Source organism: Cupriavidus sp. 21MJTG02-4, assembly GCF_057798975.1.
Genome location: NZ_JBYOJP010000008.1, coordinates 280,163 through 306,107, shown reverse-complemented (window position 1 = coordinate 306,107; position 25,945 = coordinate 280,163). Strand labels below are relative to the sequence as shown.

Annotated in this window: 19 protein-coding genes; 10 read left to right on the top strand and 9 right to left on the bottom strand. The window is 66.6% G+C overall.

The window, feature by feature from the left end; all coding sequences use genetic code 11:
- Positions 1 to 7 precede the first annotated feature (7 nt).
- From AC3FKH_RS18510 to AC3FKH_RS18500, 3 genes are read right to left on the bottom strand one after another with little or no spacing between them, the layout of a single operon-like run.
- Entirely contained in the window at positions 8 to 1,183 is a 1,176-nt protein-coding gene (locus tag AC3FKH_RS18510) for a vWA domain-containing protein (RefSeq protein ID WP_483710972.1), read from the bottom strand.
- 35 nt (positions 1,184 to 1,218) lie between these two features.
- The gene (locus AC3FKH_RS18505; protein ID WP_488677278.1) at positions 1,219 to 1,812 is read right to left on the bottom strand and encodes a GNAT family N-acetyltransferase; all 594 of its coding nucleotides are present in this window, start codon (positions 1,810 to 1,812) and stop codon (positions 1,219 to 1,221) included.
- On the bottom strand, positions 1,812 to 2,702 hold the full coding sequence (locus AC3FKH_RS18500) for an AAA family ATPase (RefSeq protein ID WP_488677277.1): 891 nt from the start codon (positions 2,700 to 2,702) through the stop codon (positions 1,812 to 1,814). Before AC3FKH_RS18500 ends, AC3FKH_RS18505 begins: the two co-directional genes overlap by 1 nt.
- A 557-nt stretch (positions 2,703 to 3,259) precedes the next feature.
- On the opposite strand from AC3FKH_RS18500, the gene AC3FKH_RS18495 reads away from it, so the two are divergent.
- Both AC3FKH_RS18495 and AC3FKH_RS18490 read left to right on the top strand, forming a co-directional pair.
- A complete protein-coding gene (locus AC3FKH_RS18495) occupies positions 3,260 to 3,607 on the top strand; it encodes a c-type cytochrome (RefSeq protein WP_483710975.1) in 348 nt (115 codons plus the stop codon).
- A 14-nt stretch (positions 3,608 to 3,621) separates the two neighbouring features.
- Positions 3,622 to 4,020, top strand: a complete 399-nt coding sequence (locus AC3FKH_RS18490) for a c-type cytochrome (RefSeq protein ID WP_483710976.1) — start codon at positions 3,622 to 3,624, stop codon at positions 4,018 to 4,020.
- A gap of 100 nt (positions 4,021 to 4,120) precedes the next feature.
- On the opposite strand, the gene AC3FKH_RS18485 is transcribed toward AC3FKH_RS18490, so the two are convergent.
- Both AC3FKH_RS18485 and AC3FKH_RS18480 read right to left on the bottom strand, forming a co-directional pair.
- Positions 4,121 to 5,152, bottom strand: a complete 1,032-nt coding sequence (locus tag AC3FKH_RS18485) for an FAD:protein FMN transferase (protein WP_488677276.1) — start codon at positions 5,150 to 5,152, stop codon at positions 4,121 to 4,123.
- 8 nt (positions 5,153 to 5,160) lie between these two features.
- Positions 5,161 to 5,583 (bottom strand): c-type cytochrome, encoded by a 423-nt coding sequence (locus AC3FKH_RS18480; protein ID WP_488677275.1) that lies wholly within the window; start codon positions 5,581 to 5,583, stop codon positions 5,161 to 5,163.
- Between the two features lie 223 nt (positions 5,584 to 5,806).
- On the opposite strand from AC3FKH_RS18480, the gene nosZ reads away from it, so the two are divergent.
- The 6 genes from nosZ (at position 5,807) to AC3FKH_RS18450 (ending at position 14,040) form a co-directional block, all read left to right on the top strand.
- Complete coding sequence (nosZ, locus tag AC3FKH_RS18475; protein ID WP_488677274.1) at positions 5,807 to 7,744, top strand: TAT-dependent nitrous-oxide reductase; 1,938 nt, start codon at positions 5,807 to 5,809, stop codon at positions 7,742 to 7,744.
- Between the two features lie 91 nt (positions 7,745 to 7,835).
- Positions 7,836 to 10,463, top strand: coding sequence for a 4Fe-4S binding protein (locus AC3FKH_RS18470; RefSeq protein WP_488677273.1), 2,628 nt, complete (start codon positions 7,836 to 7,838; stop codon positions 10,461 to 10,463).
- Positions 10,460 to 11,743: a nitrous oxide reductase family maturation protein NosD gene (locus AC3FKH_RS18465; protein ID WP_488677272.1), complete on the top strand. Its 1,284-nt coding sequence runs from the start codon at positions 10,460 to 10,462 to the stop codon at positions 11,741 to 11,743. Before AC3FKH_RS18470 ends, AC3FKH_RS18465 begins: the two co-directional genes overlap by 4 nt.
- Positions 11,718 to 12,671 (top strand): ABC transporter ATP-binding protein, encoded by a 954-nt coding sequence (locus AC3FKH_RS18460; RefSeq protein WP_488677271.1) that lies wholly within the window; start codon positions 11,718 to 11,720, stop codon positions 12,669 to 12,671. The genes AC3FKH_RS18465 and AC3FKH_RS18460 overlap by 26 nt, the downstream gene beginning before the upstream one ends.
- Entirely contained in the window at positions 12,668 to 13,522 is an 855-nt protein-coding gene (locus tag AC3FKH_RS18455) for an ABC transporter permease (RefSeq protein WP_488677270.1), read from the top strand. The genes AC3FKH_RS18460 and AC3FKH_RS18455 overlap by 4 nt, the downstream gene beginning before the upstream one ends.
- Entirely contained in the window at positions 13,522 to 14,040 is a 519-nt protein-coding gene (locus tag AC3FKH_RS18450; RefSeq protein WP_488677269.1) for a nitrous oxide reductase accessory protein NosL, read from the top strand. The genes AC3FKH_RS18455 and AC3FKH_RS18450 overlap by 1 nt, the downstream gene beginning before the upstream one ends.
- A gap of 45 nt (positions 14,041 to 14,085) precedes the next feature.
- Here the strand turns inward: AC3FKH_RS18450 and aroG are convergent, their stop codons facing one another.
- The 4 genes from aroG to AC3FKH_RS18430 form a co-directional block, all read right to left on the bottom strand.
- Positions 14,086 to 15,165: a 3-deoxy-7-phosphoheptulonate synthase AroG gene (aroG, locus tag AC3FKH_RS18445; protein WP_488677268.1), complete on the bottom strand. Its 1,080-nt coding sequence runs from the start codon at positions 15,163 to 15,165 to the stop codon at positions 14,086 to 14,088.
- Positions 15,166 to 15,576: 411 nt separating this feature from the next.
- The gene (gene tldD / locus AC3FKH_RS18440) at positions 15,577 to 17,037 is read right to left on the bottom strand and encodes a metalloprotease TldD (RefSeq protein ID WP_488677267.1); all 1,461 of its coding nucleotides are present in this window, start codon (positions 17,035 to 17,037) and stop codon (positions 15,577 to 15,579) included.
- 83 nt (positions 17,038 to 17,120) lie between these two features.
- Positions 17,121 to 17,942 (bottom strand): carbon-nitrogen hydrolase family protein, encoded by an 822-nt coding sequence (locus AC3FKH_RS18435; protein WP_488677266.1) that lies wholly within the window; start codon positions 17,940 to 17,942, stop codon positions 17,121 to 17,123.
- A gap of 47 nt (positions 17,943 to 17,989) precedes the next feature.
- The gene (locus AC3FKH_RS18430; protein WP_488677265.1) at positions 17,990 to 22,246 is read right to left on the bottom strand and encodes a YhdP family protein; all 4,257 of its coding nucleotides are present in this window, start codon (positions 22,244 to 22,246) and stop codon (positions 17,990 to 17,992) included.
- A gap of 229 nt (positions 22,247 to 22,475) precedes the next feature.
- On the opposite strand from AC3FKH_RS18430, the gene glnE reads away from it, so the two are divergent.
- Together glnE and rrtA are read left to right on the top strand one after the other, a co-directional pair.
- Positions 22,476 to 25,328, top strand: a complete 2,853-nt coding sequence (glnE, locus tag AC3FKH_RS18425; RefSeq protein ID WP_488677299.1) for a bifunctional [glutamate--ammonia ligase]-adenylyl-L-tyrosine phosphorylase/[glutamate--ammonia-ligase] adenylyltransferase — start codon at positions 22,476 to 22,478, stop codon at positions 25,326 to 25,328.
- A gap of 31 nt (positions 25,329 to 25,359) precedes the next feature.
- Positions 25,360 to 25,935 carry a rhombosortase gene (rrtA, locus tag AC3FKH_RS18420; protein ID WP_488677264.1) on the top strand — a complete coding sequence of 192 codons (576 nt, stop codon included), beginning with the start codon at positions 25,360 to 25,362 and terminating at the stop codon, positions 25,933 to 25,935.
- Positions 25,936 to 25,945 lie beyond the last annotated feature (10 nt).

The window sequence follows — 25,945 nt, the reverse complement described above, 5'->3', positions numbered from 1 at the left end:
TTCTTCCTTACTTCGACAACACCTTCATCGCCGATTCCAGTCCCGCCAGCGTGACGGGATACATGCGGCCCTTCATCAGCTGGTTGATGACCGTGATTGACTGGCGGTATTGCCACAGGCCTTCCGGTTCCGGGTTGAGCCAGACGAAGTGCGGGAACTGCTCGGTCATGCGGTTCAGCCACACCGAGCCGGCCTCGGCATTGTTGTACTCGACCGAGCCGCCGGGCTGCAGGATCTCGTACGGGCTCATGGTGGCGTCGCCGACGAAGATGATCTTGTAGTCGGGCGTGTACTTGTGCAGCAGGTCCCACGTCGCCAGCTTTTCAGCATGGCGGCGGCGGTTGTTCTTCCACACGTGGTCGTACAGGCAGTTGTGGAAGTAGTAGTACTCCAGGTGCTTGAACTCGGTCTTGGTGGCCGAGAACAGCTCTTCCACGCGCTTGATGTGGTCGTCCATCGAGCCGCCCACATCCATCAGCATCAGCACCTTGACCTTGTTGTGGCGCTCGGGCCGCAGCTTGATGTCGAGCAGTCCGGCGTTGGCGGCCGTGGCGTGGATGGTGTCGTCCAGGTCCAGTTCGGTGTCGGCGCCTTCGCGTGCGAAACGCCGCAGGCGGCGCAGCGCCACCTTGATGTTGCGCGTGCCCAGCTCGACCTGGTCGTCATAGTCCTTGTAGGTGCGCGCTTCCCACACCTTGATGGCCGTGCGGTTGCCCTTGGACGGTCCGCCGATGCGGATGCCCTCCGGGTTGTAGCCGCCATGGCCGAACGGCGAAGTGCCGCCGGTGCCGATCCACTTGTTGCCGCCCTCGTGCTTTTCCTTCTGCTCTTCGAGCAGTTGCTTCAGGCGCTCCATGAGCTTGTCGAGTCCGCCCATGGCCTCGATCTTGGCCTTTTCCTCGGCCGAAAGCTCGCGCTCAAGCGTCTTCTGCAGCCAGTCGAGCGGAATGTCGGACTTCCAGTCGACCAGGCTTTCCACGCCCTTGAAATAGGCGCCGAAGGTTTGGTCGAACTTGTCGAAGTGCTTCTCGTCCTTGACCAGCGTCATGCGCGACAGGTAGTAGAACTCGTCGATCGACGGCGAGATGACCTGGGCCTTGAGGGCTTCCAGCATGGTCAGGTATTCCTTGACCGAGACCGGCAGCTTGGCGTGGCGCAGCGAGAAGAAGAAATCGATCAGCATGGTGCCTCGCGATCAGTGGCAGCGGGGCGGCGCGCTCAGCGCGGCCGCTCGAGCTGGAATTGCAGGTGATTGCGCACCGCCGGCCATTCGCTGGCGATGATCGAGAACACCACGGTATCCCGCAGCGACCCGTCCGGCATGCGGTGGTGGTTGCGCAGCACGCCGTCCTGTTTCGCGCCCAGGCGCGCGATGGCCGTGCGGCTCTGGTGGTTCATCCAGTGCGTGCGGAACTCGACGGCGATGCAATCGAGCTGTTCGAACGCATGGCGCAGCAACATCAGCTTGCACTCGGTGTTCAGCGGCGTGCGTTGCACGCGGCGCGCGTACCAGGTCGAGCCGATCTCCACGCGCCGGTTGGCCGCGTCGATGTTCATGTACGTCGTCATGCCGGCCAGTTCGCCATTGGCGTCGCGCACGGCGAACGGCTGCATCGAGCCTTGCTCTTGCAGGCCCAGGCGCCGCGCGATCTCGGCCTCCATGCGCTCGGGCGCGGGCACGGTGGTGTACCACAGTTTCCACAGGTCGCCGTCTTCGGCGGCAGCGCGCAGGCCTTGCGCGTGCTCGGCCCGCAGCGGCTCGAGCGTGGCGTGCTGGCCCGACAGCGTGACGGGTTGGATGAAGTCGCTCATCAGCGGTTGGCGCGGTTCATGAACACCAGGCGCTCGAACAGGTGCACATCCTGCTCGTTCTTGAGCAGCGCGCCATGCAGCGGCGGGATCGCGGCCTTCTTGTCCGGGCTGCGCAGCGCCTCGGCCGGAATGTCCTCGGCCATCAGCAGCTTGAGCCAGTCGATCAGTTCCGACGTCGACGGCTTCTTCTTCAGGCCCGGCAGGTTGCGCATCTCGTAGAACGATTCCAGTGCCGCGGCCACCAGCTCGCGCTTGATGCCGGGGTAGTGGACGTCGACGATCTGCTGCATCGTCTCGGCATCCGGGAACTTGATGTAGTGGAAGAAGCAGCGGCGCAGGAACGCGTCCGGCAGTTCCTTCTCGTTGTTCGAGGTGATGATCACCAGCGGGCGATGCTTGGCCTTTACGAGTTCGCGCGTCTCGTAGACGTAGAACTCCATGCGGTCGAGTTCGCGCAGCAGGTCGTTCGGGAATTCGATGTCGGCCTTGTCGATCTCGTCGATCAGCAGCACCACCTGTTCGTCCGCTTCAAAGGCCTGCCACAGCACGCCCTTGACGATGTAGTTGCGGATGTCGTGCACGCGGTCATCGCCAAGCTGCGAATCGCGCAGCCGCGATACGGCGTCGTACTCGTACAGGCCCTGCTGCGCCTTGGTGGTCGACTTGATGTGCCATTGCAGCAGCGGCATGCCCAGCGCCGCGGCCACTTCCTCGGCCAGCATGGTCTTGCCGGTGCCCGGCTCACCCTTGATCAGCAGCGGACGCTGCAGAGTCCGCGCGGCATTGACGGCCAGCTTGAGGTCATCCGTGGCGACATACTGGTCACTACCCTCGAATTTGACCTGCTGGGCGGAGGTGGCTTGGGCGGAAGCGTTGACGGTGTTTGGCATGAGGCAACCTGAAGTGGACGGCCGGGATTCTGGCCTGATGAGGCCGGGCCGGCGTGTTTAGTGCAGTCTCTTCGCGCTGTCACGCGCGCTTTCATTATGGAAACCGGACGAGCCTGAGCGGCGCCATGGCGCCGCTGCGGCAAGTTCCGCGAACGGTCGTTCGTAATTCCTGGATGGGTCAGTATAAAAGACCTTTGCGGTTCGTGTTGGCGCCGGCTGACATTAGGGTTGCTCCCCGGTCATCGGCTGGACTGCCAGGTGCCGCCTGCTGTACAATGCGGCGGTTTGACGCGCCCCCACGTCCAGTTCTCCAGCATCCGGCAGTCCGCGTTCAGAAGTCCCTGCGGTCCGACCGGGTCGCGGTGATTGCGAGAGGTGGTCCCAGAATGGTGTTCCACATCCCGGCAACGAACCGGATGCGACAGTGTGGTGGATGGCTTACCGGCAACGGTAATGGCAACCCCACCGACTGCCAGGCTTCCCGCAGAAGCATTCTGAGACCGTCTCCGCCCGGCAGGGCAGGTCACGCACGGTTTAACTTCCAATCCGCTAAGACAATGAAAAAGCTCCTCACGATGGTGGTGCTGGGCGCGGCTGCAACAGCAGCGCTGGCACAGGAAGTCAAGGGCAATGGAGACGCTGCCAAGGACAAGGTTGCAATGTGCATCGGATGCCACGGCATTCCGGGCTACCGTGCGTCGTTCCCGGAAGTCTATGAAGTCCCGATGCTCGGCGGCCAGAGCGCCAAGTACATCGAGAACGCACTGAAGGGCTACCAGAAGGGCGATCGCAAGCATCCGACCATGCGCAGCATTGCCGCGTCGCTGACCGACCAGGACATCGCCAACCTGGCGGCCTACTACTCGCAGCAGAAGGCCGGTTCGCAGAACAACACCTTGAAGTGAGAGACACCGCAACCATGAAGACGCTTCAGACGCTTTCGTTCGCGATTGGCGCACTCGTGCTGGGTGCCTCCGCAGCCACTGCTTCGGCAGCTGACCTCTCCGCCGGCAAGGCGCTGGTCGAGAAGGGCAATTGCGTGGCCTGCCACGGCGCTGGCCTGAATGCCCCGATTTCTCCGGACTATCCCAAGCTGGCTGGCCAGCATGCCGACTATCTCTATCACGCGCTGATGTCGTACCAGGTGTCGGGCGTGCCGCAGGTGGGCCGGTCAAACGCGATCATGGCTGGCCAGGTCAACGCCAACCCGGCCGTTACGGACAAGGCTGGCAAGCCGCGCCCGTTCACGCGCAATGAACTGAAGGACATCGCTGCCTACATCGAGTCGCTGCCGGGCGACCTGGTGCTGAAGAAGTAAAGGACCTCCCGGCGATTAGTCGCCTTGTAGTCGCCTTGTAGTCGCCAAAAGCCGCTTCCCGTGAGGGGGGCGGCTTTTTTGCGTCTGGAGGCAGCGGTCACTATGCCATGCGAAGACGACGGGACATGCCGTCCGACATCCAGGGTCGCCCGGCGCCAACAATCAGCGCGTCGACGCCGCGCACCGGCTCCAGCCATCGCCTTCCGGCAGCCTCGCCGGCCACCATGATCGCGGCGCCGAGTCCGTTGACGGCCTCGACTGAAGAGGCGACCAGCGTGACGCCATGCGGCCCGTCGGCCGGCATGCCGGTACGCGGGTTCAGGACGTGATGGTAGCGCTGGCCATTGCGGAAGAAGCAGCGTTCATAGTCGCCAGATGAGGCGACCACGCCATTGCTGAGCAATAGCACGCCCAGCAGCCGTTCCGGCGCATCAGGATCGCGCACTCCCACGCGCCAGTCCCGTCCCTGCAACTGGCCACTCACGATGACATCGCCGCCGCCGTTGATCATGGCGTCATGGAGCCCGTGGCGCCGCAGCGTCTGCATGCCTGTATCCAGGATTGGCAGCTTGGCGATACCGCCCAGGTCCAGCCGCATGCCGGCCCGGCGCAGCAACACTTCGCCGTGCGTTTCGTCGAGGATGACCTGGCGGTAGTCCACCAGCGGGCGTTCGCGCGCAAGCTCGCCGGCATCGGGAACCTGAACGTCAGGCGATTCGAAGTGCCAGCCCGCGTAGGCGCCGATCGTCACATCGAAAGCGCCCCCGCTGCGTGCGGAAAGGTCTGCGGCGCTGCGTAGCAAAGCAAACAATTCCGGGGACACGCGCGCTGCGCGGCGTCCCGCGCAGCGCTGCAGTTCGCCCACTTCGCTGTCCGCACGGTAGCGGCTCATTCGCTGCTCCAGGCGAGCCATCTCGGCCATGGCGGCCGTCATGCCGGCGCGGGCCATCGATGCGCTCGCGCACTGGACCACGATATCGACACGCGTGCCCATGAGCGGCTGCGATACGCGATGCACCGCGGGGTCGGCCAGTGCCGGCCGCACGAACATGCCGGTGGCCAGCAGGGACAGCCCGCCAAGACCGCGCAGGCTGCGCCGACGCCCGGCATCGATGATTCGGGGCTTCTGCATGATCGGCTTCAGCGCGAACGGGCGACCATGTAGTCGACCGCGGCCTTGACCTTGTCATCCGGCAGGGAAGGATTGCCGCCGCGCGCGGGCATCATGCCCTTGCTGCCGGTGAAGCCTTCGAGCGCGTGCTTGTAGAGCACGTCATTGCCCTGTGCGATGCGTGGTGCCCAGTCGGCCTTGTCGCCAGGCTTGGGTGCGCCGGCCACGCCGGCCGCATGGCACATGGCGCAGACCTGGCCGAACGTGCTTTTGCCCAGCGCGTTCTCTTCACCGCCATTCGATGGCGTTCCCGCTGCCGGCGCAGCGGCCGCGGCGACGGCCGCCGGCTGGGCGGATTGCGCAGCGGGTGCTGCATTGTCCTGCTTGCCACAGCCTGTCATGGCAATGGCGGCGACTGAAGACAACAATATCAGGAGGGTTTTTTTAAACATGGCAGTTCCTTCGGCTCGATAGAAAGGCGAACAATTTCTCGCGCCGCCTATTCTGTCCGCTCTGCATTTTTAAAGATGCATTTCAGATGCACATCTAGCAATTCCATGACGATGGTCAATTCCACAAGGCGCAAGTGAATTGAAGATTCCGATCCGGATGCAACAGAAGAAGAGTCGGCGGAAATTCATCCGCCGTTTGCAATGACGGATCGAGGAATCGAAAATGAGCAGGCAATTGCAGGAGCACGTGTCGCAACCGGATACGCCGACGGCGCCCGGGCGGCGGCGCTTCATCGGCACCGCGGCGCTGGCCGGCCTGGCCGGTGTTGCGGCATGCACGGACAAGGGCGGCAACGGGAACGGGGCGGCGCCGGCGGCGGCCAGCGGCAGCGCCGCGGCCGCACCGCATGAGGCAGCGAGCATTCATCTGAAGCCGGGTGAACTGGATACGTACTACGGCCTCTGGAGCGGCGGCCACGCCGGCGACATGCGCGTGCTCGGCCTGCCTTCGGGCCGCGAGATCCATCGCATTCCGTGCTTTGTGCCCGACGCGCTGGTCGGTTGGGGCATCACCAACGAATCGCGTGCGGTCATGGGAACGCGGCCTGACGGCGCGCTGAAGTACACCGTCGGCGATACGCACCACGTGCATGCTTCGTACAAGGACGGCAATTACGACGGCCGCTATGCGTGGATCAACGACAAGATCAACGCGCGCCTCGCACGTATCCGCCTTGACTACATGGTGTGCGACAAGATCACGGAACTGCCCAATGTGCAGGGCTTCCACGGCATCTTCCCGGACAAGCGCGATCCCGTAGGCGAGAAGATCAACTACACCACGCGCGTGTTCTGCGGCGGCGAGTTTTCCATTCCGCTGCCCAATGTCCCGACCGAAGACGCAGGCAAATACCGCTCGCTGTTCACGTGTGTCGACGCGGAATCGATGGAGGTGCGCTGGCAGGTCCTGATCGACGGCAACTGCGATCTGGTGGCGTCGTCCTACGACGGCAAGCTGGCCGCGACCAACCAGTACAACACCGAAATGGGCGTCCACTACGAGGACATGATGTCCGCGGAGCGCGATGCCTGCCTGTTCTTCAACGTGGCGCGCATCGAGGCCGCGATCAAGGACGGCAAGTTCAAGCACATCGGCGACTCGAAAGTCCCGGTGGTCGATGGCACGCACGCGGCCAACCAGGATCCGAAGACCGCGCTGACTGCCTATGTGTCCGTGCCCAAGAACCCGCACGGCGTCAATGCCAGTCCGGACCAGAAGTATTTCATCTGCGCGGGCAAGCTGTCTCCCACCGGTACCGTGATCGAGCTCGCGCGCGTGCTGGACTGGTTCGACGGCAAGCTCGAGAAGCTCGACGATGCCATCGTCGCCGAGGTGGAACTGGGCCTCGGGCCGCTGCATACCGCCTTCGATGGCCGCGGCAACGCCTACACCACGCTGTTCCTCGACAGCCAGATCGTGAAGTGGAACATCGACGCGGCCATCCGCTTCCACAAGGGCGACAAGAATGCCAAGTACGTCATCGACCGGCTTGACGTGCAATACCAGCCCGGGCACCTGAACGCTTCGCAATCGGAAACCATCGCGGCGGACGGCAAGTTTCTCGGCGTGGGCTGCAAGTTCTCCAAGGACCGCTTCCTGCCGGTCGGGCCGCTGCATCCGGAGAACGAGCAGTTCATCGATATCTCGGGCGACAAGATGGTGCTGCTGGCCGACCATCCGGTGCATAGCGAGCCGCATGACTTCATCATCTTCAAGCGCGAGCTGCTGCACCCGAAGCAGGTCTATGCGCTCGATGATTTCCCCAATGCGGTCAAGGACCCGAAGGACTCGGGCGTGTTCCGCAATGGCCGCAAGGTGACGGTCAAGATCACGTCGCAGGCGCCGGCCTTCAGCCTGCGCGAGTTCAAGCTGAAGAAGGGCGACGAGGTCACGCTGATCCTGACCAACCTCGACAAGATCGAAGACCTGACGCACGGCTTCGCGATACCGAAGTACAACGTCAATTTCATCGTCAATCCGTTGCAGACGGCGTCCGTGACCTTCATCGCCGACAAGCCCGGGGTGTTCTGGTGTTACTGCACCCACTTCTGCCATGCGCTGCACCTGGAAATGCGCACTCGCATGATCGTTGAAGCCTGAGCCGGAAAGCGTTCGACATCCGGGGCCGCGCCTGCCTGGCGCGCGGCCCCGGGCAGAACACTGCCGCCCCCATCCCCCGAACGGCATCCCCATGTTCGCGAACAAGACAATGCGCACGCCGGGCCAATGGCTCGTCTTGCTGATCACCGCATGGCTGCTGTTGTCATGCGCTCCGGCCGCGCGTGCCGCAGCCTATGAAGCGGCGCTGCCGCCGGGCCTGGCGCAAGCGCCGGACCTGTGCGCGCTGCTGCCATGCGCCGAAGTGCTGCCCGGCGCGACCAGCTTTTCCCACCGCAAGGGCCAGCCGCCCTATGTGGAAGCCTACGGCAGCGCGCCAGACGGTGCGAAGACGCTGCTGGGCTATGTGATGCTGTCCACCGACATCACCGATACGCCCGCCTATTCCGGCAAGCCCGTGGTCACGCTGATCGGCATGGACACGAAAGGGCGCTATGTCGGCATCAAGGTGTTGAAGCATTCGGAGCCGATCCTCTTGCTCGGCATTCCGGAATCGGCGCTGCTGGATTTCAACAAGCAGTACCTGGGCAAGTCGGTGGCCGACAAGATCGAAGTCGGCCAGTCGCGCCCCGATGAGGGCGTGGTGGGCGTCGATGCGATCTCCGGCGCCACGGTGACGGTGATTGCGCAGAACCAGGTGCTGACGACTTCGGCCGCGACCGTCGCGCGGCAGGTCGGCATTCTCGCGCCTTCCCATCGCGAGCCCGCAAGCTTCGTGGCCACCGGCAAGCGGTACAACTGGGCAGAGATGGCCGAATCGGGCGCGGTGCAGCGCCTGCTGGTCCGGCCGGCACAGGTCGGGCTGCCGGCGGCATCGGGACCGTTCATCGAACTCTGGTTCGGCGACCTGAACCATCCGGACCTCGGGCGCAGCATTCTTGGCGATGCGGGCTGGCAAGGCTTGCGCAGCCAGCTGGGTGCGGGCGAGCAGGCGATCTTCATTATCCGCACGGCAGGTGCCGAGTCGTTCAAGGGATCGGGCTTCGTGCGCGGTGGCATCTACGACCGCGTGCAGGTGCGGCAGGGCGCGGACGCGTTCACGTTCCGCGACCTGGACTACCTGAACCTCTACGGCATTGCCGCGGAGGGCGCGCCGTCGTACACCGAGTCGGCCATCTTCGTGATTCGCAAGCCGGCGTTCTCGGCTGCATATCCGTGGAAGCTTTCGTTCCTGGGCAACCGCGTCGACCGTGCGACCGGCGTGCGCAGCTTCGCCAGCTTCGATGCGCCTTACTGGCTCCCGGACGCGCTGCTGCAGGGCGGCCGCCCCAAGGTAGAGGCGACGGAAGCCGCCTGGCACAAGGTATGGCGGGCGCGCCTGCCGCAGATCGTGCTGTTCATCGCGCTGCTATGTGCTGTCACGATTGTCTACGCGCTGCGCGACCGGCTGACTCGCCGCGCGACCCACAAGAACAAATGGCCGGTCAACGCGTTCAAGTACGCGGCATGGGCCATCAGCATCGTCTTCGTCGGCTTCGGCGCGATGGCGCAGCCGTCGGTCACGCAGGTGCTGACATGGTTCCACTCGCTGCTGATCCAGTGGAACTGGGCACTGTTCCTTAGCGATCCCTTCATCTTCTGCTTCTGGGTCTTCATCATCCTGACCGTGTTCCTGTTCGGTCGGGGCCTGTTCTGCGGCTGGCTGTGCCCGTTCGGATCCTTGTCGGAGGCGATCTTCAAGCTTGGCCGCCTGGTCGGGCTGAAGCGCTGGCAGCGCCAGTTGCCGCGCGCCTGGCACGACCGGCTGAAGTGGCTCAAGTACGGCATCTTCTTCGGACTGCTGGCCGTGTCGATGTTCTCGATGGGGCTGGCGGAAGTGCTGGCGGAAATCGAGCCGTTCAAGACCACGTTCCTGGTCGGCATCAGCCATCGCGCATGGCCGTACGGGCTCTTTGCCTGCACGCTGCTGGGCCTGTCGCTGTTCGTCGAGCGTCCGTACTGCAAGTACATCTGCCCGCTGGGCGCAGCGCTGGCGATGCCGAGCACATTCCGCTGGTTCGGCCTGCGCCGCAAGGTCGATTGCAACCAGTGCAAGGCATGTGCGAACGGCTGCGGGTCGATGGCGATCGACGCGGACGGCCGCATCGACCATCGCGAGTGCCTGCATTGCCTCGACTGCATGGTGCTCTACACCGACGCCTCGGGCTGCCCGCCGCTGGCGAAGGAGCGCAAGCGCCGCGCGCGCGACGGCCTGCTGATCACGCCGATCGGCCGCGACGGCTACTTCATTCCGATCGAACCCGTGCCGACTGCGGCGACCGCCGGCAAGCCGCTTCGTGCGGACCCGCGCATGGCCACCGATCCGGTCACGCCACCTTACTCGCGCACGCGCGGCTGGCGCTGGCTCGCGGCGGAGCTGCGCGATCATCTCTGGCCGTGGAGCGCAGAGGGCTGGCGCTCGGCGCGCGCATTGCAAGTCGCGGGACTAGCCATCGCGCTGGCGGCGTCGGTGGCGTGGATGCTGGCCGCGGCCGGGCGGCTTTCGTCGGGCGCGGTGATCGGCTGGTGGTTCGGCTGGAGTGTCTACGAAGCATTGATCCGCCTGAAAGGGCGCGCCTACGTCAAGGAAGGTCCGTGGTGGCGAGCGGGCTACCGCAAGGCGTCGATCATGGACATGCTGTGCTACGTCGGCTTCAAGAACCTGCTGATCGGCGCCGTGCTGTTCCTGGTGCTGAAGGGCGCGGGGATGCTGTCGGGATGAAGCGATTCCTTGCCCTGCTGGTGGTCGGCCTGATGATGTGCGGCGCGCAAGCGACGACAACCTGGCACGTGCTGCCCGGCCAGGGCCTGCAGGCGGCCATCGATGCCGCGCGGCCCGGCGACGTGATCGAGATCGCGAAAGGACTCCACGAGGGCAACTTCGTCGTGGACAAGGCCCTCACGCTGCGCGGCGTCGGACGGCCGACGCTCAGCGGCGCCTTGCGCGGCGACACGCTGCGGATCACCGCGCCGGATGTCGTCGTGGAAGGCCTGATCGTGCGCGACTCGGGCGACAGCCTGAAGGACCAGAACGCCGGCATCTACATCCGCCCCGGCGCGCACCGTGCGGTCGTGCGGCATTGCGATCTCACCTACAACCTGTTCGGGCTGTGGATCGAGAAGGCGGACGACGTGCGCATCGAAGGCAACACCATTACCGGCAAGCGCGACTACAACTCCGCGCAGCGCGGCAATGGCGTGCAGCTCTACAACACGCGCCGCGCCAGGATCCTCGGCAACAACATCAGCTTCGTGCGCGACGCGCTGTATGTCGATGTCTCGCACCACGCGGTGTTCCGCGGCAACCGTCTGCACCACAGCCGCTATGGCACGCACTACATGAACTCCTACTACAACCTGTGGGAGGACAACGACAGCTACTACAACCGCGGCGGCCTCGCGCTGATGGAGGTGCGCGACCAGGTCGTGCGCAACAACCGCACCTGGGGCAACGCGGACCACGGCATCATGCTGCGCACCTTGCAGGACTCGGTCATCGAAGGGAACGTCGTGGCCGGCAACCAGCGCGGCTTCTTTATCTACGACGTCGAGTACGCGCAGCTGCGCGGCAACCTGATCGTCAACAACGCCATTGGCGTGCACCTGTCGGCGGGGTCCACGCGCAACATCGTGCAGGGCAACGACCTGATCGGCAATCGCGAGCAGGTCCGCTACGTGGGCGCGCGTGACGAGGCCTGGGGCGGGCGCTCGCCTGCGGAGAAAGGACAGGGCAATTACTGGAGCAACTACCTGGGCTGGGACCGGGACGGCGACGGTATCGGCGATATGCCCTACGAGGCCAACGATCTGGTCGACCGCCTGGGCTGGCGTTATCCCGCCATGCGGCTGCTGCTCGGCAGCCCCGCGCTGCAGGCGTTGCGCCTTGCCGGCAAGCAGTTCCCGGTCCTGCGCGTGCCCAGCGTCGTCGATGCCTATCCGCGCACGCGGCCAGCCCGTAATAACTGGAGTGAATGGCGTGACAAGCCGTATCAAGGAGAGTGACCGGGCCGCGCCCGCCATTGCGCTGCGCGGGGTCGGCAAATGCTACGGTGCGCACCGGGTGGTGGACAACGTCGATTTCGTCGTCGGCCAGGGCGAACTGGTCGGACTGATCGGCCATAACGGCGCGGGCAAGAGCACATTGTTCAAGATGATGCTCGGTCTGGTGCCGCCCAGTGAAGGTGAGCTGGTGGTGGCCGGCGCGTCGGTGGCCGGTCGCGAATTCAGGGCGGCGCGGCGCAGGATTGGCTACCTGCCGGAAAACCTGGTGCTGTACGACAACCTCAGCGGCCGCGAGACGTTGCACTTTTTTGCCCGGCTCAAGGGCGTATCGCCAGACGCATGCGAAGCGATGCTCGCTCGCGTCGGCCTGGCGGACGCGGCGAAGCGCCCTGTGCGCGAGTATTCCAAGGGGATGCGGCAACGGCTCGGCTTCGCACAGGCGCTGCTGGGCCAGCCGCGCGTGCTGTTTCTCGACGAGCCAACCAACGGGCTCGATCCCGCCGCGATCCGCGACTTCTACGAAATCCTTCTGGGGCTGCGCACGCAAGGCGTGACGATCGTGCTGACGTCGCACATCCTGGCCGAGTTGCAGCAGCGCGCGGACCGCTTCGCGGTGATGGCAGGTGGGCGCATGCAGGCGGTCGGAAGCGTTGCGGCGCTGCGTGCGCAGCTTGGCCTGCCCGTCACCCTGGCGTTGCGGCTGGAGGCGGGCGCGAGGCCGACCGCCATCCGCCGCTTGCAGGCGGAGCCGGGGCTGGCGCTGGAGATCCAGGAGGGCGCGACCGAACAGGACCTGACGGTGCGCTGCGTGCCCCAGGCCAAGATGGCCGTGCTGGCGGCGCTGCAACCGCTGGGCCGCTGGCTCGACCTGCACATCCATGAGCCGTCGCTGGAAGATCTCTTCCTCGGGCTGGGGAGACAGGCATGATCGGCTTTGAGATTCGACAGGTGGCGACGCTGGCGGGCAAGGAATTCCGCGATCGCGTGCGCAATCGCTGGGTGCTCGCGGTAGCGCTGGTCTTTACGGTGTTCTCGGTGGCGATCAGCTATTTCGGTGGCGCGGAGCAGGGCACGCTGGGGCCGCGCTCGATCGAATTCGTGGTCACCAGCCAGGTCAGCCTGGTGATCTACCTCGTGCCGCTGATCGCGCTGCTGCTCGGCTTCGACGCCATCGTCGGCGAACGCGAACGGGGCTCGCTCGACCTGCTGCTCGCCTTGCCGCTGACGCGGGGCGAACTGCTGCTCGGCAAATACCTCGGACTGGCCGGTGCACTGGCGTGCTCGACCGTCGCGGGATTTGCGCTGATGGCAGGATTGCTGTACGAGCGCTTCGGATGGCAGGGCCTCTACCCGTATCTTGGCTTCGTGCTGAGCGCAGTCCTGCTCGGACTCGCATTCCTGAGTCTGGCGCTGTTGCTGTCCGTGCTCAGCCGTGACCGTACCCGTGCATCGGGCATGGCCATCGCGCTTTGGTTCTTCTTCGTGCTGGTATTTGACCTGTTGCTGCTCGGGCTGCTGGTCGCCAGCAGCGGCCAGCCCGGCGGTTCGGGTGGCTTTGCCGTGGGCCTGTTCAGTGGCGACTGGCTGGCCTGGCTGCTGTTGCTCAACCCGGCCGATATCTTCCGCATTCTCAATGTCTTTTCACTGGACCAGCTGCGCGGCCTCAGCGGCGTTGCCGGCATTGTCTCGCCATCTTTAGCCGACCCATGGCTGATGAGCGGGGCCATGCTGGCGTGGATTGCCGTGCCGCTGGTCCTTGCCGCCCGGAGGTTCCGTTAATGAAAACCATGCGCCGTCGCTTCTTGCTTGCCGCCGGTGGATTGACCGTCCTGGCCGCGTGCAGCAAGGTAAAGGAAGGGCCCGTGCAACCGGCTGAAATCGAGTCCGCCAGCACCTGCGACCTCGATGGCATGCTGCTGGCCGACTACCCAGGCCCCAAGGCCCAGATCTTCTATGCCGGCGATGCCAGGCCGCACTGGTTCTGCGACACGGTGGAGATGTTCCACACGCTGCTGAAACCCGAACAGGCGCGGCCGGTGCGCGCGGTGTTCGTGCAGGACATGGCGCTTGCGGAGTGGGAGAGTCCGCGCGGCCACTGGTTCGACGCCACCACTGGCGTGTACGTGTTCGGCAGCAAACGCCGCGGGCCGATGGGCCCGGCGATCGCGAGCTTCCGCGATGCTTCGGGCGCCCGCGCGTTCATGGATGGCTACGGCGGGAAGATGCTGGCTTATGCAGAGGTCACGACCGACATGGTCGATATCTGCGGCGGCGCATCGAACGACGGCCGGATGTAGCGCCGCAGGCGGCGCATACACCGGTCATCCATCAGGCGGGCGATATCAGTTGCCGCTGCCGCCTGCCAGGCGGCGGGCCTTGACGGCTTCGGCCAGCGTTTCCAGCACCTTGACCGAGTCGTCCCAGCCGATGCAGGCATCGGTCACAGACTGGCCATAGGTCAGGCTTTCCACCGGCGTGCCCTGGACGTGGTCCTGGCGGCCCCCGACCAGGTGCGATTCGACCATGACGCCGACGATGCGGTCGTCGCCGGCGGCGAGCTGGCGACCGATGTCCTCGCATACCGGGATCTGGTTCTCGTGCTTCTTGCTGCTGTTCGCGTGCGAAGCATCGATCATCAGGCGCGCGGCCAGGCCGGACTTGGCGATGGCGTCGCAGGCTTCCTGCACGCTGGCCGCATCGTAGTTCGGCGCCTTGCCGCCGCGCAGGATGATGTGGCAGTCCTCGTTGCCCGAGGTCGACACGATCGCCGAGTGGCCGCCCTTGGTCACCGACAGGAAATGGTGCGGCTGCGACGCGGCCTTGATCGCATCGACGGCAATCTTGACGTTGCCGTCGGTGCCGTTCTTGAACCCGACCGGGCACGACAGTCCCGACGCGAGTTCGCGGTGCACTTGCGATTCGGTCGTGCGCGCGCCGATCGCGCCCCAGCTGACCAGGTCGGCGATGTACTGCGGGCTGATCATGTCCAGGTACTCGGTGCCGGTCGGCACGCCCATCTCGCTGATGTTCAGCAACAACTCGCGCGCGGTGCGCAGGCCGTCGTTGATCTTGAAGCTGCCGTCCATGTACGGGTCGTTGATCAGGCCCTTCCAGCCGACCGTGGTGCGCGGCTTCTCGAAGTAGACGCGCATCACGACTTCCAGTTCGTTGGCGAAGCGCTCGCGCTGCGTCTTGAGTAGCTTCGCGTATTCGAGCGCGGCCTTGGTGTCGTGGATCGAGCACGGGCCGATGATGACGATCAGGCGGTCATCCATGCCGTGCAGGATGCGATGCATCGACTGGCGCGCGGCGTAGATCACGTCCGAAGCCTTTTCGGAGCAGGCGAACTCGCGGATCAGGTGCGCGGGCGGCAGCAGTTCCTTGAGTTCACGGATGCGCAGGTCGTCGGTGTTCTTCAGCATGATGAGTCCGGTCTTGTGAGGTCGTGGTAGTTGTCTGGGCGAAGCAGGGAAAAAAACAGGTATAAAAAAAGCCGCCAGTCTTGCTGGCGGCTTTTTCTTTTCGGTTCGGGGCGCTTACAGCCGTCCCTCCCTATCCGCCAGCGGTGTGGGTTCGCTAAAAAAGTAAAAGTAAAACTTAGCGGACATGGCGGAGAAGGGCAGGGCTGGGGTCAGCGTGAATTCGATTTTGTTTCGAAGCGCGGCTTTTATGCTGCGCTGCGTGACAGAGGGGCAGGAAATTGCGCGAACACCGTCAAAATTTCGGGTCGCGGCGATCACCTGCGCGACCGCGAAGCATCTTTATAGCGCCTTTTGCGAGGGTTGGCAAGTGCCGCGCCGGGCTTCGTGATGCCCTTGGCGCGGCCGCCACGCTCAGGCCGTGCCGCCCACCGTCATGTTTTCGATGCGCAGCGTCGGCTGGCCGACGCCCACCGGCACGCTCTGGCCTTCCTTGCCGCACACGCCGACGCCCGAGTCCAGTCGCATGTCGTTGCCGATCATGGTGACGTCCTTGAGCGATTCCGGGCCATTGCCGACCAGCGTGGCGCCCTTGACCGGATAGGTGATCTTGCCGTCCTCGATCATGTAGGCCTCGCTCGCCGAGAACACGAACTTGCCGTTGGTGATATCGACCTGGCCGCCGCCGAAGTTCACGGCATACAGGCCCTTCTTCACGCTGGCGATGATTTCCCGCGGGTCCTTGTCGCCATTGAGCATGTAGGTGTTGGTCATGCGCGGCATCGGCAGCGCGGCATAGCTTTCGCGGCGGGCGTTGCCGGTCACGGGCATCTTCATCAGGCGGGCGTTGAGCGTGTCCTGGATATAGCCGCGCAGGATGCCGTCCTCGATCAGCGTGGTGCACTGGGTCGGGTTGCCTTCGTCGTCCAGGTTGAGCGAGCCGCGGCGATTGGCCAGCGTGCCGTCATCGACCACGGTCACGCCCTTGGCGGCCACGCGTTCGCCCATGCGGCCGGCAAAGGCCGACGAGCCCTTGCGGTTGAAGTCACCCTCCAGGCCGTGGCCGACCGCTTCGTGCAGCAGCACGCCGGGCCAGCCCGGGCCGAGCACCACGGTCATTGCGCCGGCCGGGGCGGGGCGCGCCTCCAGGTTGACCAGCGCGGAGGACACGGCTTCGTCCACGTACTGCTGCAGCAGGGCATCGGTGAAATAGCCGTAGGCGTAGCGGCCGCCGCCACCGGACGAACCGATCTCGCGCCGGCCGTCCTGCTCGGCGATGACGGTGACCGACACCCGCACCAGCGGACGCACGTCCGCGGCCAGCACGCCGTCGCTGCGCGCCACCAGCACCACGTCGTATTCCCCGGCCAGTCCGGCCATGACCTGCACCACGCGCGGGTCCTTGGCGCGCGCCATGCGCTCGACGCGTTCGAGCAGCGCCACCTTCTCGGCGGCCGCCATCGAGTCGAGCGGGTCGTTCGGCGTGTACAGGTTGCGGCCCGTCTGCGAGGCCAGTTCGCTGGCCACCTTGACGCGCCCGCTGCCGGAACGGCCGATGGTGCGCGTGGCGGCGGCGGCCTGCGACAGGGCCGGCAGGCTGATGTCGTCGGAGTAGGCGAAGGCGGTCTTGTCGCCCGAAACGGCGCGCACGCCCACGCCCTGGTCGATGCTGAAGCTGCCCGACTTGACGATGCCTTCCTCGAGGCTCCACGCCTCGTTGCGGGTGTACTGGAAATACAGGTCGGCGTAGTCGACCTTGTGCGTGAAGATGTCGGCCAGCACGCGCTGCAGCCTGGCTTCGTCCAGGCCATACGGCGCCAGCAGCAGTTGCTGCGCGGTGGCAAGGTTGCGGATTCCGAGATCGCCGGCGTTCATGAACAGTCCTTTTCTTTCTTGCTGGGCGCCGGCATGGGGGGCGGCGCCGTGTATTCAGGTTGAGGCGGGGGCTTTCGCCAATGCTACAGCACCCGGTGTCGCAGTGCGGGCAGGTTCTGCCGGACTTCGGCGAGCCGCGCGGGGTCGATCACGCCGGCGACGACGCCTTCGCCCTCGGGCAGCACGGCCAGCAACTCGCCCCACGGATCGACCAGCATCGAATGGCCCCAGGTACGGCGGCCGTTCTCGTGCTTGCCACCCTGTGCGGCGGCGAGCACATAGCACTGGTTTTCGATGGCGCGGGCGCGCAGCAGGATTTCCCAGTGCGCCTGCCCCGTGGTGTAGGTGAAGGCGGCCGGCATCAGAATCAAGCTCGCGCCGTTGTCGCCTGCAAGGCCACGGTAGAGTTCGGGAAAGCGCAGGTCGTAGCACACCGACATTGCCACGCGTCCGCACGGCGCGTCGAAGCTGACCGGCGTGCTGCCGGCGAGAATGGTGCGCGATTCGTCATAGCTTTCGGTGCCCCGCGTAAAGCCGAACAAGTGGATCTTGTCGTAGCGGGCCACGCGCTCGCCGCGCGGATTGAATGCGAGCGAGGTGTTGTAGACGCGCGCGTCGTCGCCACACCACATCGGCAAGGTGCCTCCCACCAGCCAGACGCCATGGCGCCGCGCGGCATCGGCCAGGAATTGCTGCACCGGGCCGTCGCCGTCCTGTTCGCGGATGGCGATCTTGTCGGCTTCGCGCTCGCCCATCATGCAGAAGTACTCTGGCAGCAGCACGAGCCCGGCACCGCCGCGCGCGGCTTCGGCAATCAGCGTATCGGCGCGGGCCAGGTTGGCATCGACCGACGTGCCGGTCACGGTCTGGATGGCGGCAACACGAAACGGGGCAGGGGCTTGCATGGGATCGGTTCCTGGGAGCTGCGCACCGCTGCGACGCCGTTCAGCGTTCAGCGCGACAAGGCCGGTTCGGGGTTTTGGTATGTCGGGTGTTGCGCCTTATTGTCCCCCACTTTGCCGATCTGCGGGTCGGCCCAGCTGCCGGTGATGCGGTAGTGCTGCGTGAACGCCTTGGAGAACTCGTCGGCGAACAGCAATTGCGCTGCGAGCGTGCCGATGCCCAGCACCGGGTTGATAAAGGCGGCCGCCACCGACGTGGTGGTGGCGTTGATGCGCGGCACCACCTGGACGTCCAGTTCCTGGGTCTCGCGCAGCAGGTTGGCCGAGCCCGACATGCTCGCAATGATCTGCGGGCTCTTCAGCTCGAAGTCCCGGATCGATCCCACGCCGTTCTCGATCGTGCCGGACCCCGTAATGCGGTCGAACAGCAGCCCGCGCCCGGACAGCGTGCGGAAATCGAGCGTGGCAAAGCGCAGCAGGCCCTGCAGGCTCAGCACGCCGAGCAGGCGCGCAGCGCCGGGATCGACGCTCAGGATCTGTCCGTTCTCCAGGTCGAGCGAAAGCCGTCCGGCCAGCGTCGGGTAGTCGATCGACATGGGCGAGCCGCGCCATGCCACGCGTCCTTCCAGCTTGCCCTTGCCGTCGCGCAGCGTGTGCGGCAGGCCCAGGCGCTCCAGCGTGGCGCCGGCGTCGCGGATATCGATCGAGAACGTCAGTGCCGTGCGGCGCGGCGCGTTGGCCGGGTCACCGTCGCGCAGCCGGCGAGGCACGCGCCAGGTGCCGCTGCCGGTCAGCGTGGCGCCAGGTTGATCGATCAGCAGCCGTTCGAGTGTCCAGACCGGTTCATCGCCGTTCTTGCTGCTGCGGGCCACAACCTCGAGCTTGCCGAAATCATGCCCGCGCAGCACGAACTGCTCGGCCACCAGGTCGATGGACGGCAGCGTGTCGATGCTGCTGGCGATGGCGTCGACGACATTGTGTTCGTCGCTCGCGTCGGGCACGTTCAGGCGGCTCAGGCGCAGGCGCATGGCGCCGGAACCCGACGGGCCCTCGGCGCGCCACTGCATCTTGCCGGCGATCTGGCGCGAGTCCAGGTTCACGTCCCAGCCGCCGGCCTCGCGCATGGCCTCGATCGTGACGTCGTCGATGGTGCGGCCCGCGGCCTTGAGCGTGCGCATGCGCGCGTTGATGCGCTCGGGCAGGAACGCGGGCGGACTGGCGCGGCGGCTGCCGTCGCCCTGCATGCCGCCCAGGCTGGCGAGCGCGGCGCGCCAGCCATCGAAATCGAACTGGTCGAGCGTGGCCGCTGCCGTGACGCCGCCGGCGGGCAGCGGCGCCGCCTGCTGCAGGCCGATGCCGCCGGCCACCACCTCGGTGTCGCCGCCGTTGCGGTCGGGGCGCAGCAGGTAGCGGGCGTTGAGCGCACCGCCAAGCTGGACCACCATCTCGTCCAGCCCGGTGCGGCCGGGCGCAGGGCGCAGATCGAAACGCAACGGCATCTCCTGTGCGGCGGACTTGGCCAGCGGCGCGGGCAGGCTGATGGCCATGCCGTTCAGGTCGGAGCTGACCTGCACCTGCATCTGGCGTTCGCGCACGCCGAACACCGCGCTGTAGCCCGTGTTGCCTTCGAGCCTGGCCGCCAGCGCCGCGACGGCGGAGCCGGAGGCCGCTTCGCGCATGCCTGCCGCCGTGGCGTTGCCGTTGGCGGTGACGCGCACGGCACCGTCGGGCTGCGAGCCGCCGCCGAGGCGGACTTCGCCGCCGAGGAAGCGTGCTCGCATATTCAGGAGCTGGAAGCCGCGCTCATTGAAGGCGATGATGCCGCTGGCCCCGCCGAGTTGCGGGGTTTGCGCGTTGAGCACGACATCGTTGCCGGGGAAGCGGAAGGTGCCGTCGACGCGCGTGGCATTGGCGTTGGTCAGCGGCATGTCGAGCTTGAGCCTGAGTTCGCCGTTGCCCTGCGCGCGCGAGTTGTCCGCCACGTGCCCGGTCCACTCGCGCACCGGCGAGGCCGCCATGTAGTGCAGGAAGCCTTGCACCGCGCCACTGGCGCCGCCGTCGATTTCCAGGCGCCCGCGGTCGCTCAGATCGTCGATGCGGCCGTTGACATCCTGCAGCGTGACGCCGGCGATGCCCTGGACCGTGGCCCGCCGCGCCAGGAACGACATGCCGCCGCGCTCGAACAGCACCTGTCCGTCGATATCGGCAAAGGTCGGCCACAGCGGCGCGCCATCCGGGTTGGCCTCGTGTGCCGCGATCTGGTACTTGACTTGGCGGATCGGTACTTCCACGCGGAAGTCGCCGGCCTTCTCATGGGGAGCGTGGAACGGGAAATGCGTCAGGTCGCCCTTGAGCACGAAGCGCACGCCAGCCGCCTCGCCACCGGCCAACGCGCCGGCCAGGTAGTGGCGTGTCCCGGCGGGAATGCCCAGCGGCAGATAGCGCGGCACGCGTGCCACCTGCGCCCGGCCGAGTTCGCCGCTCAGGTCGGCGATGCCCGCTTCACTGTCGCCGCCTGTGCGCCAGGAGCCGCTCACGGTGCCGGCCGTGTCGGCATTGGCGAAGCGGATGTTCTCCACGTTCACCGTCATCTTGCCGTCCTGGCGGGACCAGTGCACGTCGCCGGCAATCTCGTCGAAGGGCAGGCGAGGCTCGTCGAACATGCCGGGCAGCACTAGCGCGGCGCTGGCGCCTTCGAAATGGACCGCGCCTTGCCGGTCGTCGAAACTGAACGTGCCCGACAGGTTGGCAAAGCCCGGCGTGCCCAGGTTGGGCTTGCCGTTGGCGCCGACCGCGGGTACCGCCGGCTGGCCGTTGACCGAGACGTTGCGCAGCGTGCCCTGCACGGCGTAGTGGGCCTTGCCCGGACGCCGTTCGAGCATGCCCGCGCGGTCGCGGTTCCAGGCCACGTTCAGGTTGTCGATATGGCCGGCCGGCTGCAGCGCGCGCAGCTGGCGCAGCACCGCGGTATCGACCGGCATCGACGTGGCCAGCGCACGCACGGTGTTCAGGTCTAACGTTGGGGCCTTCAGCGAGAACTTGCGCAGCTCGCCCTTGTTGTCCATGGCCCAGCCCAGCGTGACCTTGCGCATGCCTTCGCGCCACGCGTTGTCGTTGGCCGAAGGCGGTCCGGCCGCGGGCCGCGGTTGCCAGAGCAGGGTGTCGATGGTCAGCAGGTTGCTGCCGTCACGCTCGCTGCGATGCAGGAGGAAGGCCTGGGCATTGGCAAGCTGCAGCGCTTCGCTGGCGCCCGCAAGCTGCAGGTCGATGCCGCTGCCGCGCAGCCGTGCCTGGCTGCGCACAATGCGGCCGCCATGGAACTCCAGCGAGCCATCCGTGCTGAAGCTGCCGCCCGTCACGCGCTCGAACACGGTCAGGTAGCGCTGCACGACCGGAAGCTGCAGTTGCGTGATGTCCCAGCTTGCCTGCCCCGACCAATGGCGCCAGTTGCCGGAGCTGTGCAGGTAGTCGTGGCGCAGGCTGGCGCGCAGCACCAGCGGCCGCGGCGCCAGCGCCTCGGACTGCGCTTCCAGGCTGATCTCGTGGCGCTGGCCGCTGCGCCGCGCGTTGAAATGGATCTGGGCCACGTCCAGTTGCGGCAGGTGGCCCTTTTCGTCGAGCCAGCGCAGCTTGCCCTCGCGCAGGTCCAGGCTGCCCTGGGCCATCAGCCAGTCCAGGAAGCGGTTGTCGTCGGTGTTGCCGCCGGTGGTATCGACCGCCATGCCGGCAACCAGCAGCTTGCCCTCGGGCGTGCGGCGCACCAGCACATCGGTCTGCGATGCATTGAGCGTCTCGAACTGCAGGTTCATGCTGAACAGCGAGCGCCACGCGAGCTGGCCGTCCAGCGAGCCGGCCGAGAGCAGCGTGCGCTGCTCGGGGTCGACCACCTTCAGGCCGTGGGCACGGAAGGCGGGGTGCCAGCCATTCCAGTAGGTATCCAGCGAATCGATGGTCAGCTTGGCCGAGAGCGCCAGCGAGCCGCGGTCTTCCAGCCATTGCCGCGCCGCCGAGGCTTGCGGCCAGAGCACGAAGCGGATCATTAGGCCCGCCAACAGTGCCAGCGCAGCCAGGGCCAGCGCCAGCCGCAGCAGGGTGCGGCCCAGGCCGCGCCACACCGGATGGCGCACGGCCGCGCGCACCAACGCGGCGCAGCCGCGTGCAAACGCGCGCGCGCGCTGTGCCGGAGAGGCCGGCACAGCAATCGACGGGGAGGCAATGGAAGCGGCCAGGCTGGCGACGGCTTCCTGGCTACCCGCGCCCGCGTTGGGGGTGGAGCCGTCAGCGGGGTTTGGGGCGCGGCTGGACATGCGCAGATTATCCGACAATACTAGCCGCTCTCCAATCTGGCGCCCGGCCTTGGTATGTTGCAAGCACCTGACACGCGAAGGGTGCAGCGGGCGCGCCGCACCTGTTCACGCATTTCAAGCTACTGGAATGACTGCCTCTGATCCGACGAGTTCCGCCGTGGGCAATGCCGCTGAAATCCAACCCGGCCAGAATGACGCAGGCGCCACGCCCGGCCAGCCGCTGTGCGACATGGCTTGCGGCGCATTCGCCACTACCGCTGCCACCGGGCCGGAACCGGTCGATTTCGAGGGCCACGTATTGTACTCGGCCGCGAGTTCGCATTACGTGCGCCGCGTGCTGCTGGCCCGGCCGGAGCTGGCCGGCATCGTGGCGGCCTCCGCAACCGGGCCGCTGTCGCGGGCCTGGATGAGCGAGCGCCTGAAGGCGTTGCAGGAGCCGTCGGCCGACCTGGAAGAGTCCGTCAAGCGCGCGCTGCGGCGCCTGCGCGCCGAAGTCATGTGCGTGGCGATCGAGCGCGACCTGCGCGGCCAGGCGACGCTGGCCGAGGTCACGGGGGCCATGACCGATCTGGCCGAGCTTTGCATCCAGCATGGGCTGGCGATGCTCGGCGACGACCTGGCCGCCACCTTCGGCAGGCCGGTCGGCGAGCAAAGCGGCGAAGTGCAGGAACTGGTCGTGGTCGGCATGGGCAAGCTTGGCGGACGCGAACTCAATGTCTCGTCCGACATCGACCTGATCTTCCTGTATGACGAGGATGGCGAGACCCATGGCGGCTCGCGCAGCCTGTCCAACCATGAATACTTCATCCGGCTGGGCCGGCGCCTGATCAACCTGCTGGCCGACGTGACCGGCGACGGCTACGTGTTCCGCGTGGACATGCGCCTGCGGCCCAATGGCGACGCCGGTCCGCTGGCTTGCAGCCTGGGCATGCTGGAGGAGTACCTGGTGGTGCAGGGCCGCGAGTGGGAACGCTACGCGTGGATCAAGGGCAGGGTGGTGTCGGCGCTCGACACGGCGCACGCGCAGCGCACCGCGGACCTGCTGGCGCGCCTGACCACGCCCTTCGTGTTCCGGCGCTACCTGGACTATGGCGTGATCGCCGCGATCCGCTCGCTGCACGCGCAGATCCGCAGCGAAGCCGCCAAGCGCAGCGGCGGCCTGCCCGGGCATGGCGTCAACCAGCGCTCGTTCAATATCAAGCTCGGCCGCGGCGGCATCCGCGAGATCGAGTTCATGGCGCAGGTGTTCCAGCTCATCCGCGGCGGGCAGGACCCGGCGCTGCGCGTGCGGCCCACGCTCGAAGTGCTGAATGTTGCGGTCGACCGGGGCCTGCTGCCCGCAGCCCAGGCCGCGCAGCTGGCCGATGCCTACCGCTTCCTGCGCCAGCTCGAACACCGCCTGCAGTATCGCGACGACGCCCAGACCCACCACCTGCCGACCGCGTCCGACGAGCAGCTCGCCGTGGCGCAGATGATGGGCTGCGCCGACTGGCCGGAGTTGCTGGGCAAGCTGGCCGCGCTGCAGGAGCCGGTGGCGCAGCAGTTCGAGGCCACGTTCTCCGACCCCGACGCTTCGCCGTGCGAGGCCCTGTGGCCCGGCATCGTGCTGGAAGACCAGCAGGCGCGCAGTACGCAGGAGGCGCCGGACCAGAGCGGCCCGGATACCGAGGTGTCGCCGTGCCAGCGCCTGCAGGAAGCTGGCTATACCAATTGCCCGGGCCTGCTGGACCGGTTGCGCGCCATTGCCACGTCGCTGCGCTACCGTGCGCTGTCGGAATCGAGCCGCGTGCGCTTCGACCAGCTCCTGAACCGCGCGCTGGATCTTGCAGCCAGGCAGGAGGACGCGGACAGCACCATCACGCGCTTTATCGATTTCCTCGAGGCGATCAGCCGCCGTGCCTCGTACCTCTCGCTGCTGTCGGAATACCCGCAAGCCATGGACCGCGTCGCGCATACGCTGCACGCGTCGCGCTGGGCGGCCACGTACCTGACGCGCCATCCGCAACTGCTCGATGAACTGCTCGACAGCGATGCACTGGCCGGCGCCCCCGACTGGCCCGCGTTCCGCCGGCGCCTGTCCGAGCGCCTGCTCGACGCGGACGGGCAGATCGAGCAGCAGATGGATGTCCTGCGCCGCGAGCATCATGTCGAGACCTTCCGCATCCTGCTGCAGGACCTGCAGGGGTTGCTGACGGTCGAGCAGATCGCGGACCGTCTGTCCGACCTGGCCGACGCCATGCTGGAGGCCACGCTGGAAACGGTCTGGCGCCAGCTTGCCACGCGCCATTGCGAGACGCCGCGCTTCGCCGTGATCGCCTATGGCCGCCTGGGCGGCAAGGAACTGGGCTATGCCTCGGACCTGGACATCATCTTCCTGTATGAAGACGAGCACGAACGCGCGCCCGATGTGTACGCGGCCTATGCGCGGCGGCTCATCACCTGGCTGACCAGCCATACGGCGGCCGGCTCGCTGTTCGACGTCGACATGCGGCTGCGCCCGAACGGCGCGGCCGGCCTGCTCGTCACCAGCTTCGATGCGTTCCGCCGCTACCAGCTGCGCGAAGGCGATAACACCGCGTGGGTCTGGGAGCACCAGGCGCTCACGCGCGCGCGTTTCTGCGCGGGCGATGCATCGATCGGCGCGCGCTTTGAAGCGCTGCGCGACGAGATCCTGCGCCAGCCGCGCGACGCCGCCGCGCTGCGCGACGAGATCGTGCAGATGCGCGGCAAGGTGGCGGAAGGACATCCGAACCCGACGCCGCTGTTCGACCTCAAGCATGACCGCGGCGGCATGGTCGATATCGAATTCACCGTGCAATATCTGGTGCTGCTGCATAGCGGGACCCACCCGCAGCTCACGCGCAATGCCGGCAATATCGCGCTGCTGCGCGAAGCCGGCGAACTGGGTTTGATCGACGCCACGCTGGCGGTGCAGGTCGGCGACGCCTACCGCCAGTTCCGCGCGCTGCAGCACCAGCTGCGGCTGGACGGGCAGGACCAGGCTCGCGTGCCGGCCGCGCAGGTGGCGGAACTGAGCGCGCGCGTCACGGCGCTCTGGCAGGCCGTGTTCGGTGCCGTCTGATCCGGCCCGGCCCGGCGCAGCATGGCCGGGCATGCTGGCAGCCATCGCCGTGGTCTGGGGGCTGTCGGCACTGATGAGTTTCGTGCCATGGCTGCACGCGCACGGCCTCTACCTGCGCGACGCCGCGCGGGGCGGCGAGTGGTGGCGGCTCGTGACGGCCATGTGGGTACACCTGGACTGGCGCCACTGGCTTGCCGATGCCTGCGCGGCCGCGGGCCTGCTGCTGGTGGCCGGCCGTGCGGTGCGTGTACGTGAAGCCCTGCTGGTACTGGTGCTCTGCGGCATCGCGGTGCAGGTGGCGTTGCTGCGCGTGCCGGCGGTCGGCTGGTATGGCGGATTGTCCGGCGCACTGCACGGGCTGGCCTTGTGGGCGGCACTGAGCGTGATGCGCGTGCCGGGCTTGCCGCGGGCCGTAGGGGTGCTGTTGAGCCTTGGCGTGATCGCCAAGGTATGGTTGGAACAATCGTGGCTGGCGCCGGTGGTGTTCGATCCGTCCTGGGGCTTTGGCGTAGTCCGCGCCGCGCATGCGGCCGGCGCCGTGGCGGGCCTGGCATGCTGGCTGCTGCAGGACTGGTGGCGGGGCCGGCGCGCGCCAGCCCCGGATTGAGGCTGGCGGC